Source organism: Tritonibacter horizontis, assembly GCF_001518015.1.
Lineage (GTDB): Bacteria > Pseudomonadota > Alphaproteobacteria > Rhodobacterales > Rhodobacteraceae > Epibacterium > Epibacterium horizontis.
In genome coordinates this window covers 49,829-62,829 of the sequence record NZ_LPUY01000075.1, presented here as the reverse complement: position 1 = coordinate 62,829, position 13,001 = coordinate 49,829, and the positions used below count along the sequence as shown (strand labels likewise).

Genomic DNA, 13,001 nt, shown 5'->3' with positions numbered 1-13,001 from the left:
GTTCAATTCTGTTGGAGCGGCGCACTCCGTCGTTGTCCAACCTGCATTCTGGATTACCTTGTGTGCGTCAACAGCAGGGGAACCACAGGATGACCAAGACACCGACAACGGGCCGGAAAACGGCAAAGGATTTCGATCCGCGCATCCTTGAGATTTTTGACGGCTATGTGCATGGCAAGATCTCCAAGCGCGAATTCATGACCCAGGCGGGGCGCTATGCCGCTGCGGGTGTGACCGGGGCAATGTTGCTGGATCAGCTGAAACCGGATTACGCCCTGGCGCAGCAGGTCGCGCCTGATGATCCCGAGATTGAAACGATGGTGGCGGACTACCAAAGCCCGGCGGGCCATGGCACGATCAAGGGCCTGATGGCCAAACCGGCCGGGGCCACTGGAAAACTGCCTGCCGTTCTGGTGGTGCACGAAAATCGAGGGCTCAATCCCTACATCGAAGACGTGGTTCGCCGCGCTGCCAAGGCGGGCTATCTCGCCTTTGGCCCGGACGGTCTGTCGCCGCTCGGCGGCTATCCGGGTACCGATGAGGAAGGGCGCGAGATGCAGCGTTCGATGGACGGTGAAAAGCTGATGAACGACTTTTTCGCTGCTTTTGAATTCCTGCGCGATCACGACGGATCCACTGGCAAGGTGGGCGCGGTCGGCTTTTGCTATGGCGGCGGGGTGTGTAACGCGCTGGCGGTGGCCTATCCGGAGATGGGAGCCTCGGCGCCGTTTTACGGTCGCCAGCCGGCCGCTGCCGATGTGGCGGCAATCGAGGCGCCGCTGATGATCCATTATGCCGGTCTCGATGACCGGATCAACGCAGGCTGGCCGGCCTATTCCGAGGCACTGCAAGCGCATCAAAAAGCGTTCTCGGTGCATTTCTACCCGGATGTGAACCACGGCTTTCACAATGACACCACCCCCCGCTTTGACGAGGCCGCCGCCGCGCTGGCCTGGGCGCGCACGATGGAGTTCTTTGGCCGCAACCTGAGTTGACCGGACAGGGGGTGCAAAGAAACGCCGGGGCGCCGGATCCATCGCCGCCCCGGGATCAGTATCCGCGCGCGCGGTCAACTTCGTGCAACAGCGGGCTGCCGGCCTGCAGGCGGCGCAGGTTTTCAACCACATCACCAAGCGCGTCGCCCAGATGCCAGCCGGAGACATGCGGCGTGATCGTCACGCAGGGGTGTTTCCACAGGGGATTGTCAGCTGGCAACGGTTCTTTGCGCAGCACATCCAGCACCGCGTGGCCCGGGCGTCGCTGGTACAGCGCCGAGATCAGCGCCGCCTCGTCGATCAGATCACCGCGCCCGGCGTTGATCAGGGTCGCGCCCTCTTTCATCCGGGCCAGCCTGTCGCCATTCAGCAGGTCGCGGGTGTCATCGGTGGAGGGCAGGATGGCGCAGACGTAGTCACAGGAGGCCAGCACGCCGTTCAGGCCATGGTCGCCTGTCAGGCAGGTCACGCCGTCGATGTCCTTTTGGGTGCGGCTCCAGCCATAGGTGTCGAAGCCCATGTCGCGCATCAACGCCGCCGTCAGCCCACCGATATGCCCCAGCCCCAGCACGCCGACGCTGATGTCTTGCGGGCGGCGCGGCGCCACCGGATCCCAGATCGCGCGGGCCTGTGCGGTTTCATGATACCGCATATTGCGGGTGCCACGCAGCACATAGGCCAGGCAATACTGGGCAATCTCGCGCGCGGGCTCTTCGGGTTTCAGCCGGGCGACGCGGACATCCGGGCCCAATGCGGGATGGGCGACGATGGTTTCCACGCCCGCGCCCAGTTTCTGGACCAGCTGCAGGTTCGGCAACCGCGTCGGCAGGTCCGATTTCAGGGTGGACACCGCCATCATCGTCACCTCCGCCAGATCGCCAGGGTCGGCCATGGTGCGGATATCGGCCTTGGGGTCGAGTTTCAGCAACTCGGCCGCCAGCTCTTCTTCGCTATACCAGCCGTTGTGCCCGATCTCGATCAGCAATGCCATTTGATGCTCCGTTGCCTATGTCAGTTACGTGCCGTCACTGTGCTGGACAGGGCGCGCTTTGCCAAGCCATGCTGCGCGACGAAAGAGGGAGAACGGCCATGGACATGAACTTGGGACTGAAGCCGGAGGTGCGTGTGTTGCTCGACCGGGTGGCGGCGATGGTGCGCGATGAGATCACGCCGCTGGAAGCCGAGTATCACGCCGAGATCGGCAAGGGCGATCGCTGGGCTTATACGCCACGCCAGGCGGAGATCCTCGAAGGGCTGAAGACCCGCGCCAAGGCCGAGGGGTTGTGGAATTTCTGGCTGACCGATTCGGAACGTGGCATTGGCCTGAGCACGGTCGAATACGCCTATTTCGCCGAAGAAATGGGGAAAACGCCGCTGGGGGCCGAGGTGTTCAACTGCTCGGCGCCCGACACCGGCAATATGGAAGTGTTCGAACGCTATGGCACCGACGCGATGAAGGAGCGCTGGCTGAAGCCGTTGTTGGCGGGGGAGATCCGCTCCGCCTATCTGATGACCGAACCAGAGGTGGCGAGCTCTGACGCGACAAACATCGAAATGTCCTGCGTGCGCGACGGCGATGACTATGTGCTCAACGGTGAAAAATGGTGGATTTCCGGGGCCGGCGATCCGCGCTGTCGGGTCTATATCACCATGGTGCGCACCGGCGACGCGGAGGTGCCGAAACACCGGCGACATTCCATGATCGTGGTCCCGGCAGAGGCCACCGGCATCGAAGTGCTGCGCCCGATGCAGGTCTATGGTCACGACGACGCCCCCCATGGCCACATGCATTTGCGGTTCACCGACGTGCGGGTGCCGGCGGCGGATATGCTGCTGGGCGAGGGGCGCGGGTTCGAGATCGCCCAGGGGCGGCTGGGCCCCGGCCGCATTCACCACTGCATGCGCGCCATCGGTCAGGCCGAGGCGGCGCTGGAGCTGATGTGCCGCCGGTCCCTGGCGCGGGAGGCCTTTGGCAAGCCGCTGGCGCAGCTGGGGGCGAACTACGACATCATCGCCGAATGCCGGATGGAGATCGAAATGGCGCGGCTGCTGTGCCTCAAGGCGGCGTGGTACATGGATCAGGGCGACGCGCGGGCGGCCGCCCCCTGGATCAGCCAGATCAAGGTGGTCGCGCCGCGCGTCGCGCTCAAGGTGATTGACGAGGCTGTTCAGATGCATGGCGGCGCTGGCATCAGCCAGGAAACGCCGCTGGCGCGGGCCTGGACCCATGTGCGGACATTGCGGCTGGCGGACGGGCCGGATGCGGTGCACCGGCGGCAGGTGGCGCGGGCGGAACTCAAACGCTACACACAGGAGAACACGTGACAGAGCCTCTCGCTGCTTTCTTTCATCAACGGGCCGACGGCGTTTTTGTGGGCAATGATGCCGCCCGTGGCCCCTGGTCGCCAGATCATTGCCACGCGGGGCCGGTGGCCGGGCTGGTGGCCCGCGCCGCCGAGGTCGAGGTCGGACCGGAGAAGATGCTGACCCGGCTGACGATGGATGTGCTGCGCCCGGTGCCGGTCGAAGGCGTGCGGGTGGCGGCGGAAACCACGCGCCACACAAGATCCGTCGCGGCCACCCGGGTCACTGTGCATGACCTCGAGGATACGCTGTTGGTGCAGGCCACCACCATGCATCTGGCCGAACGCGACCTTGGGCCGCTGCCGTCGCCGATGCTGCCGTCGCCCGCATTTGACGAGGCGACGCCGGGGGAATTTGCCATCGGCGCGGCGCGGCACGATCTGCCGAATTTTGCCCGGCTCTTGGAAACGCGGTACCCGCCGGGGCATGGCTTTGGTCCGGGGCCCAAGATGATCTGGCTGCGGACCCCGGATCTGGTGGCGGGGGAGGAAACCTCGCCCATCCAGGGCATTTGCGCGCTGGCGGACTGTGGCAATGGCATATCGTGGAACCTGCCGGCGACCGAGATGGGGTTTATGAACACCGATCTGACGCTGCAGATCCACCGGGCACCGAAACCGGGATGGCATGCCTCCGATGCGATCTCGCATTGGCATTCCAACGGGATCGGTATGTCTCAGGCGGTGTTGTTTGACACCGAGGGGCCGGTTGGCACCGCGCTGCAGACCTTATCGCTGTTTCCGGCGGGCTAGGGGCGGCGACCTCAGTCCGGGTCGCTGGCAAAAACGGCCGAGGGATAGACAACCCGTGCCAGATAAAGCCCATGTCCGGGACAGACCGGGCCACAGCGGGCGCGATCCTGCGCGGCAAGCGCGTCGCGCACGTCTTCGGGCGACCAGGCCCCGGTGCCCACCCGTTCCAGCGTGCCGACAAAGCTGCGAACCTGATTGTGCAGGAAACTGCGGGCGCGGACGTGGAACTGGATTTCTGGGCCGGACAGTCCCTGCACCCGCTCCACCCGCAGTGCGTCCAGGGTTTTGACCGGGCTGGCGGCCTGACAGATGGAGGAGCGGAAGGTGGTGAAATCATGCTGCCCCAGCAGATAGTTCGCCCCGGCCTGCATCGCCTCGACATCAAGCTGGTGATTGATCTGCCAGACTTGTCCTGCCTCATGGGCCGAGGGCGCGCGGCGCATCAGGATGCGGAACAGATATTGCCGCTCCACCGCGCTGAAGCGGGCGTGCCAGTCGTCATCGACCCGGGCGGCGTTGACGATGGCAACCGGCAAGGGTTTCAGATGATAGTTCAGGGCCTCGCTCAGCCGGAAGGGATCCCAGTCTTTTTGCAGGTCGCAATGGGCCACCTGACCCAACCCGTGAACGCCAGTATCGGTGCGCCCGGCGGCGGCGATTGTGTGTTCGCCCGGCTCAAGGCGCGCCAAGGCGGCCTCGATCGCGCCCTGCACGGAAGGCTGATCTTTTTGCCTTTGCCAGCCGGCAAAGGGTTTTCCGTTATATTCGACTTTCAAAGCGATGCGCGGCATGAGGCGCGGCGTAGCGCGGCGCGCTGAAACTGGCAAGCCCCCGGATGCAGGATGTCGCGCCACCGGGCTGGCAACAGGGCCCTCTGATGCCTATGTTGACCCGGCAGGCGATGGCACGAAGATCGAAACGAAACCAAAGACATCGACAGAAGTGAGGCAGAACGTGGCGCGAGGTTCAGGGGTAACGGGATTGGCCGCCGACGTGGCCGAAGGTGTGCTGCGCAGCGCAGAGACCCTGGGCGGCGTGGTCGCCAGCCCGTTTTCGGAACCGACCCTGCGGCTAGGGGTGACCGGTCTGGCGCGGGCGGGCAAGACGGTTTTCATCACGTCGCTGGTGGCAAACCTGATGCAGCGGGGGCGTATGACGCAGCTCAGCGCCGCGCGGGAAGGCCGGATCGAAGCCGCCTATCTGCAGCCGCAGCCAGACGACACAGTGCCCCGGTTCGAGTTTGAAAACCACCTTGGCGCGCTGACCGGCCCGGCGCCGCATTGGCCCGACAGCACCCGCGCGGTGTCGGAACTGCGGCTGAGCCTGCGGATACGTCCGGCGGGGATGTTCGGCGGGCTGACCGGTCCGCGCATCCTGCATCTCGATATCATCGACTATCCCGGCGAATGGTTGTTGGATCTGGCGCTTCTGGACAAGGACTATGCCGATTGGTCGGCGGATGTGCTGCGCCGGATCAAATCGCGCAGCGCGGCGGCCGGGTTTCTGGCGGCGCTGGACGAGGCCGATCCCGATGCCCCCCACGCAGAACCTGTGGCGCAGGCCCTGGCCAAGGCTTTTGCTGCGTATCTGCAGGCGGCCCGCGCCGAGGGATACTCCGATTGCACGCCGGGCCGGTTCTTGCTGCCCGGCGATCTGGCGGGGTCGCCGGTGCTGACCTTTGCCCCACTGCCCGAAAGCGCTGCCCCGCGTGGCAGTATGGCCCGCGAGATGGCCCGCCGGTTCGAGGCCTACAAGGCACAGGTCGTGCGCCCCTTCTTTCGCGACCATTTTGCCCGTATCGACCGGCAGGTGGTGCTGGTGGATGCGCTCGGCGCGCTTCATTCCGGCCCCCCGGCGATGGAGGACCTGCGCCGCGCCATGGGGGATATCCTTGCCGCCTTCCGGCCCGGCACCAATGGCTTCCTCAACCGGCTGTTGCGCGGCAAGCGGGTGGAGAAAATTCTGTTTGCCGCCACCAAGGCGGATCACCTGCACCACCAGCAACACCCGCAAATGACAGCGATCATAGAGGCGCTGACGCAGGACGCGCGGGATCGTGCACGCTTTGCCGGTGCGCAGACGGCGGCGCTGTCGCTTGCGTCACTGCGGGCCACAACCGAGGAAATGCGGACGCACAACGGCGAGGATCTTCCCTGTGTGCGGGGCCTTCTGGCCGACACCCAGCGACCGGCGGCCTTGTATCCGGGCCGATTGCCCGAGGATCCGAGCCAACTGCTGACACCGGCGCGACAGGGGGCAGAACGCTGGCTTGACGGCAGCTATGCCGCGATGCGGTTCGCGCCGCAGCCCCTGACCTTGCGTCCGGGCGAGGGGCCGCCCCATATCCGGCTGGACCGGGCGGCGGAATTCCTGTTCGGTGACCGCCTGTGAACGTTTGGTTGCGCCCTGCGACGCCGCTGGATGCGGGACAGGCCGGCGCGATCCTGCACCGGTTCCAGCAGGACACCAGCTGGATGCCGAAAGAACACTCCGGGGCGGAGGCTATTTCCTTTTGCGACCAGATGATTGCCAAGGGCTGGGTCAGCGTGGCCGAAGTGGAAACGCACCGGCGGATTGTGGGGTTCATGGCGCAGGACGGGGCAGAGATCTGCGCGCTGTACCTGACAGCAGAGGCCCGGGGGCAGGGGATCGGCAAGGCGTTTCTGGCCCGGGCAAAGGCGGCATCGCCGTCTCTGAAGCTGTGGACATTCCAGGCCAACACCGGGGCGCAGCGGTTCTATCTGCGCGAAGGGTTTGTCGAAGTGCAGCGTACCGATGGCGCCGCCAACGGCGAAGGTCTGCCGGATGTCGAATACCATTGGCCGCCCAAACAGGGAGAATCTGACCATGAGCCCTAAGCCGGTGATTTTTGATCTCGACGACGAGACAGACGCCACCCCCAACGTCCGGGATGCACCGCCGGTGCCAGATCTTGACCAGCCGACCGCCCTGCAGGCCACGGTCAAAGCGATGGAGGCACGGCGCGGGTCCGGCTGGTCGCGCTGGATCTGGCCGGTGCTGGCGGGGCTGGTGACCACCATCCTTTCGGTCGCCGCCTGGGACTATGCGACGCGCCTGTTGGACCGTGTCCCGATCCTGGGGCTGATTGTTTCGGCCGCGATGGCTGTTCTTGTCCTGGTGGCCCTGATCGTTTGTCTCAAGGAGCTGGCCGCCCTGGGTCGGCTGCGCCGCATTGATGAGCTGCGCCGGGCCTGCGCCGGGGCGCGGGAGGGCGATCTGAAGTCCGCACAGGCCCAGGTGGACGGATTTCTGCGGTTCTATGCGGGCCGCGCCGATCTTGATTGGGCGCGCCGCAACCTGTCCGAGCGCCGGGGCGACATTCTGGATGCGGATGCGCTGATTGACCTGACCGAGGCGGAGCTGATGACCCCGCTTGATGCGCGGGCCGTGGCCGAGGTCGAAAGCGCGGCCCGTCAGGTGGCGGGCGTCACAGCGCTGGTGCCCCTGGCTCTGGCGGATGTGATCACCGCGCTTGTTGCCAGCCTGCGGATGATCCGCCGCATAGCCGAGATTTACGGCGGCCGATCCGGGCTGTTCAGCTCCTGGCGGCTGACGCGGGCGGTCTTGTCGCAGCTGGTGGCAACGGGGGCCGTGGCGGTGGGCGATGATCTGCTGGAACCCATTCTGGGCGGGTCGGTGCTGTCCAAACTCTCGCGACGGTTTGGCGAGGGGCTGGTCAATGGCGCCCTGACCGCACGGGTCGGGCTGGCCGCGATAGAGGTCTGCCGTCCGATGGCATTCCACGCCTGCCGCAAGCCGTCCACCCGCAAGGTGGTGCAACGGGCGCTGACAGGCGTGTTCGGGCAGCGACCGGCGGCCTCGGATCAGACCAGCCGCGGTGGCGCCCCTCTGGGCTGACGCAGGGAGACAACTCCGGTTCGGAACCCCTCGCCGATCCGGTCCGCCAATGCGCCCCAGGCCTGCGCCTGCTGCGGCGTCACAGTGCGGGCCAGCACTGCGTGAAACAGGTCCAGCCAATCGCTGAAATGCTCTGCCTTGATCTCTGGCGTGCTGGCATGCACCCGCATGGGATTGCCGGAATAGACCCGTTCCCGCAGGATCGCATTGCGCCAGAACGACGCGATCTTTTCTTCGTGCTCGGGCCAGTTTTCGACATGGGCCGCAAAGACCGGTGCAAGAATGGGGTGTTTGCGGATCTCGGCATAAAAGAGCCGGACAACCCGGTTGATGTCGTCGGGGCTGATCTGAAACAGGGCGAGGGGCCGTGCATCCATCACGAAATCCTTTGTGCCTATGCGCAAGTTGATAGCGATGACAGCAGCCTAGCGGTTCGGCCCGGGTCAGACCATGCGACGTTTTTACCGCGCCTGCGCTGTCTTTTGTCGCGCGGGTGTCACGGCAATTTTGTCGTGCTTTACCCGCGCGGCACATCGCCCTATAAGCGGGCCTATGACCTCGACCGCAACACGACGCGTGGCCATCATTATTCGAATTACGACCCCGGCGCTCTGACAGATCGAGACGCCGGGCAAAGGTGCTTGAGTGATCGCACCGAACCGAATATCCCCAATCCGACCCGTTGATGCAAAAGGACGCCACCGATATGTGCGCCGAAAAGACCGACACCGCCCCCGACTACAAAGACACGCTGAACCTGCCCAAGACCGATTTCCCCATGCGCGCAGGCCTGCCCAAGCGCGAGCCCGCATGGCTGGACCGCTGGGCAGAGATCGGCGTGTATGACCGCCTGCGCGAAAAACAGGGCCGCACCCCCTTTGTCCTGCACGACGGCCCGCCCTATGCCAACGGACATCTGCACATCGGCCACGCGCTGAACAAGACCATCAAGGACATGATCGTTCGCAGCCATCAGATGATGGGTTTCGACAGCCGCTATGTCCCCGGTTGGGACTGTCACGGCCTGCCCATCGAGTGGAAAATCGAAGAACAGTACCGCAAGAAGGGCAAGAACAAGGACGCGGTGCCGGTCATCGAATTCCGTCAGGAATGCCGCAAGTTCGCCGAGGGCTGGATCGACATCCAGCGCGAAGAATTCAAACGGATCGGCATCACCGGTAACTGGCCGAACCCCTATATCACCATGGATTTCCACGCCGAGGCCGTCATCGCCGAGGAATTCATGAAGTTCCTGATGAACGGCACGCTCTATCAGGGCTCCAAACCCGTGATGTGGTCGCCGGTCGAAAAAACCGCTCTGGCCGAGGCCGAGGTGGAGTATCACGACAAGGAGAGCTTTACCGTCTGGGTGAAGTTTAAGGTCGCGGAGCCTGCCGAACACAAGCTGGCCGGTGCCCATGTGGTGATCTGGACCACGACCCCCTGGACCATGCCGTCGAACAAGGCCGTGGTTTATGGCGCCGACATTGCCTATGGCCTTTATGAGGTCACCGGCACGCCGGAGGAATGCTGGGTCAATGTGGGCGACAAATACCTGCTGGCCGACAATCTTGCGGCGGATGTGTTCAAACGCGCGCGACTGGCGGAGGACCAGTACACCCGCGTTGGCGATGTCTCGGCGTCCGATCTGGCGGGTCTCGGCCTGACCCACCCGCTGGCCGGGGCCGAAGGTTCCAACGGCGAATGGGACGATATCCGCGATTTTCGCGCTGCGCCTTTCGTGACCGACACCGAAGGCACCGGTTTTGTGCATTGCGCCCCAAGCCACGGGATGGAGGAATTTGAACTCTACCGTGATCTCGGCATGCTTGAACAGGTCATCACCTATAACGTGATGGACGATGGCGGCTTCCGTGCCGATCTGCCGTTCTTTGGTGGCAAATACATCCTCAACCGCAAGGGTGGCGAGGGCGATGCCAACAAGGCGGTGATCGACAAGCTGGTCGAGGTCGGCGGCCTGCTGGCGCGCGGCAAGATCAAGCACAGCTATCCGCATTCCTGGCGTTCCAAGGCACCGATCATCTATCGCAACACGCCGCAGTGGTTTGCTGGCGTGGACCGCAAGCTGGATGATGGCATGGGCGACTATGGCGATACCATTCGCGAACGCGCGCTGCGATCCATCGACGAACTGGTGAAATGGACGCCGCAGACGGGGCGCAATCGTCTGCATTCGATGATCGAGAACCGCCCCGACTGGGTGCTGTCACGGCAACGCGCCTGGGGGGTGCCGCTCACTTGCTTTACCAAGAAAGGTGCGTTGCCCACCGATGCCGACTTCCTGTTGCGCAACGTTGAGGTGAACAGCCGCATCACCGCCGCCTTTGAGGAAAACGGCGCCGATGTCTGGTACGAGGACGGGTTCAAGGCGCGGGTGCTCGACGGGATCGTGAACCCGGATGACTACGAGCAGGTGTTTGACGTGCTCGACGTGTGGTTCGATTCCGGCTCCACCCATGCGTTTGTGCTGCGCGACCGGGAAGACGGCACCGAGGATGGCATCGCCGATGTCTATATGGAAGGCACCGACCAGCACCGGGGCTGGTTCCACTCTTCCTTGCTGCAGGCCTCCGCCACCAAGGGCCGCGCGCCTTATCGCAATGTGGTCACCCATGGGTTCACGCTGGACGAGAAGGGCATGAAGATGTCCAAATCGCTTGGCAATACCATCGTGCCCGAAGAGGTCATCAAGCAATACGGCGCCGATATTCTGCGTCTCTGGGTGGCGCAGGCCGACTATACTGCGGACCAGCGGATCGGGCCGGAGATCCTGAAAGGGACCGCCGACAGCTATCGGCGTTTGCGCAACACAATGCGGTTCCTGCTGGGGTCGCTGGCGGATTTCGACGAGGGTCAGCGGGTCGATGCCGCAGATATGCCCGAGCTGGAGCAATGGGTTCTGCACCGGCTAGCGGAGCTCGATAAAACCGTGAAGGCAGGGTATAAGTCCTTTGACTTCAACGGGGTATGGCAGGCGATCTTTAACTTTGCGACGGTCGATCTGTCGGCCTTCTATTTCGATATCCGCAAGGACGCACTGTATTGCGATGGGGAAACGCTGACCGCGCGATCCACGCGCACGGTGCTGGATCTGTTGTTCCACCGCCTGACCACATGGCTGGCGCCGATCCTCGTTTTCACGATGGAAGAGGTCTGGCTGGAACGCTTCCCGGGGGCGGACAGCTCTGTGCATCTGGTGGACATGCCTGAAACACCCGATGACTGGATCAACGAGGCACTTGCGGCGAAATGGGCCAAGGTGCGTCAGGCCCGCCGGGTCGTGACCGCAGCACTTGAAGTGCAGCGCGCGGAAAAGGTGATCGGCGCGTCGCTCGAAGCGGCGCCTGTTGTGCACGTGCGCGATGTGGATGTGCTCGATGCGCTGACGCGGGTGCCCTTCGCGGATGTCTGCATCACCTCCGATGTCCAGCTGACCGGCGACCCGAGCCCGTCGGAAGCCTTCCGCCTGCCGGAGGTCGAGGGGGTCTCGGTGGTGTTTGAGAAGGCCGAAGGCGAAAAATGCCAACGCTGCTGGAAAATCCTGCCGGATGTGGGCACCCATGCCCACGCGGGCACCTGCGGCCGCTGCAGCACGGCCTTGGGCGGCTGAGCCCGACCTTGGCGTGTCTTTTTGTGACCCTCAGGTGCGAGGGTCACAGCGACATGGCGAAATAGAAAACACCGCCCGGAGGTCTGCCTCCGGGCGGTGTTTTATGTCATCTGGCGGTGTCATCTGGCGGAGCCGACCGCGTGGCACCCGCAAGGGCGCGAGATCAGGCCGCGATCCGGGACAGAACGTCCTGGGTGTTGGTATACATCTCTTGCGCGAAGCTCCCCGAGGAGATCCCGGTGAACACCAGATCCTGCTGGATCTCTGCCGCCTGTTGCATCTGGCTGTTCACCAGGCTTTCCATGGGCGGCAAAGCGATGGGGTCCACATCCTCGGGCGGTGGCGGCGGTGGGGGCGCTTCCGATCGTGCCTCCGCCTGCGAATCGGGGGCTTGCGGACCTTTGTCATAAAGCCCAAGCGGCTCACTGCTCATGAGGGTATCAAGATCGCGGTCGCGCGGCGCAGCATCGTCGCTCAGGAAATTGCCCAATCGACTGTTGGCAAATTCCGAGCCGGTGGCGCCGCCGATTTCGCTCACCGCTGTCACGGTGTCGGTCTGCGTCAGAACCGAGATATCTGCGGTATTCATGGGCGCGTTTGCGTATCCACGTATCGCTGTAATCATGCCTTATCCCTTTCCACGAAAGTGTCGGGTTCTTGCAACGTGTCGAACGCTTGGAATGTGGCGCGGAGCCTGCCTTTCGCCGGCCTCCAGAAAGAGGCCTGCATCGGCACATGACATTCCAAACTGTCCAGACATTCATCATAGCAGGAAACGGAGGATGAGGTGATGGCTCAGTAAAACTTTAACCTTTTTATGGCGCCTTCGGGAAAATACAGATTCGTCTTGTCAGTATGTAGCTTTATCAATTTTCTTAAAATTGCCGGAGCTGTGGTCGCGAATTTTTAAGTCGCAGATGCATCCGGAGCAACGGGCCGCTCTGTTGATTCTCGGCCCTGTTGTCGCGCGGGCAGGGGGGCTTAGGCTGCCGCCTTGAGCGCGGTTTCGTAGTTTTGCTTGGCGATCAGCGCGCTCATCGGGACTGGACCGTTCACGCTTCCTTCGATGACGCTCTGCACGTAGCGGGCCATATCTGTGCTGCCCGCGTTCATCTGCGTGATGTCGCCAGAGCGAATTGGGTCGGCGGTCTCGGCAATGGGGACGAGGCTGGAAATGGGGGCGGCGCTGGTCCGTGTCTCAAACGCGCGGGACGCATCAACCCAATTGGTTTCTGCTGCCGCCACCGGCTTGCGGGCCTCTTCGCGGGCCAGGCGGTCAGAATTTTCCTGTGTCTGGCCAGACAGATGACCCTGCATCATGCGGTAAACCCCTGTGTCGACGGAAATGCTGTTCATCTTATTCACCTCAAACGAGTACCA

General features: G+C 63.6%; 12 protein-coding genes. 7 read left to right on the top strand and 5 right to left on the bottom strand.

The genetic code is table 11. From position 1 onward, the window contains the following. Nucleotides 1–89: 89 nt before the first annotated feature. Nucleotides 90–995 carry a YghX family hydrolase gene (gene yghX, locus TRIHO_RS13545; RefSeq protein WP_068244612.1) on the top strand — a complete coding sequence of 302 codons (906 nt, stop codon included), beginning with the start codon at nt 90–92 and terminating at the stop codon, nt 993–995. A gap of 55 nt (nt 996–1,050) precedes the next feature. On the opposite strand, the gene TRIHO_RS13540 is transcribed toward yghX, so the two are convergent. Next, entirely contained in the window at nt 1,051–1,986 is a 936-nt protein-coding gene (locus TRIHO_RS13540; protein ID WP_068244609.1) for a 2-hydroxyacid dehydrogenase, read from the bottom strand. 98 nt (nt 1,987–2,084) lie between these two features. Here TRIHO_RS13540 and TRIHO_RS13535 point away from each other — a divergent pair, with 98 nt between their 5' ends. After that, the gene (locus tag TRIHO_RS13535) at nt 2,085–3,320 is read left to right on the top strand and encodes an acyl-CoA dehydrogenase family protein (RefSeq protein WP_068244607.1); all 1,236 of its coding nucleotides are present in this window, start codon (nt 2,085–2,087) and stop codon (nt 3,318–3,320) included. Then, nucleotides 3,317–4,111 (top strand): thioesterase family protein, encoded by a 795-nt coding sequence (locus tag TRIHO_RS13530; protein ID WP_068244604.1) that lies wholly within the window; start codon nt 3,317–3,319, stop codon nt 4,109–4,111. The genes TRIHO_RS13535 and TRIHO_RS13530 overlap by 4 nt, the downstream gene beginning before the upstream one ends. A gap of 11 nt (nt 4,112–4,122) precedes the next feature. Here TRIHO_RS13530 and truA read toward each other — a convergent pair whose 3' ends face one another. Then, entirely contained in the window at nt 4,123–4,902 is a 780-nt protein-coding gene (gene truA, locus TRIHO_RS13525) for a tRNA pseudouridine(38-40) synthase TruA (protein WP_068244601.1), read from the bottom strand. On the opposite strand from truA, the gene TRIHO_RS13520 reads away from it, so the two are divergent. Genes TRIHO_RS13520 through TRIHO_RS13510 form a run of 3 tightly spaced genes read left to right on the top strand, consistent with a single transcriptional unit; the run spans nt 4,901 to nt 7,990 of the window. Next, nucleotides 4,901–6,502, top strand: coding sequence for a YcjX family GTP-binding protein (locus TRIHO_RS13520; protein WP_232367787.1), 1,602 nt, complete (start codon nt 4,901–4,903; stop codon nt 6,500–6,502). The two genes, truA and TRIHO_RS13520, sit on opposite strands and share 2 nt — an antisense overlap. Then, nucleotides 6,499–6,969, top strand: coding sequence for a GNAT family N-acetyltransferase (locus TRIHO_RS13515; protein WP_068244600.1), 471 nt, complete (start codon nt 6,499–6,501; stop codon nt 6,967–6,969). The genes TRIHO_RS13520 and TRIHO_RS13515 overlap by 4 nt, the downstream gene beginning before the upstream one ends. Next, nucleotides 6,959–7,990, top strand: a complete 1,032-nt coding sequence (locus tag TRIHO_RS13510) for a YcjF family protein (RefSeq protein WP_068244599.1) — start codon at nt 6,959–6,961, stop codon at nt 7,988–7,990. Before TRIHO_RS13515 ends, TRIHO_RS13510 begins: the two co-directional genes overlap by 11 nt. Here TRIHO_RS13510 and TRIHO_RS13505 read toward each other — a convergent pair. Next, entirely contained in the window at nt 7,957–8,367 is a 411-nt protein-coding gene (locus tag TRIHO_RS13505; protein ID WP_068244596.1) for a group III truncated hemoglobin, read from the bottom strand. The genes TRIHO_RS13510 and TRIHO_RS13505 overlap by 34 nt on opposite strands. A 329-nt stretch (nt 8,368–8,696) precedes the next feature. Between TRIHO_RS13505 and ileS the strand changes: the two genes are divergently transcribed. Further along, entirely contained in the window at nt 8,697–11,621 is a 2,925-nt protein-coding gene (gene ileS / locus TRIHO_RS13500) for an isoleucine--tRNA ligase (protein WP_068244799.1), read from the top strand. Nucleotides 11,622–11,784: 163 nt separating this feature from the next. Here ileS and TRIHO_RS13495 read toward each other — a convergent pair whose 3' ends face one another. Together TRIHO_RS13495 and TRIHO_RS13490 are read right to left on the bottom strand one after the other, a co-directional pair. Continuing rightward, nucleotides 11,785–12,210 (bottom strand): hypothetical protein, encoded by a 426-nt coding sequence (locus TRIHO_RS13495; RefSeq protein WP_232367786.1) that lies wholly within the window; start codon nt 12,208–12,210, stop codon nt 11,785–11,787. Nucleotides 12,211–12,602: 392 nt separating this feature from the next. After that, a complete protein-coding gene (locus TRIHO_RS13490; protein WP_068244590.1) occupies nt 12,603–12,977 on the bottom strand; it encodes a hypothetical protein in 375 nt (124 codons plus the stop codon). Between the last annotated feature and the right edge of the window lie 24 nt (nt 12,978–13,001).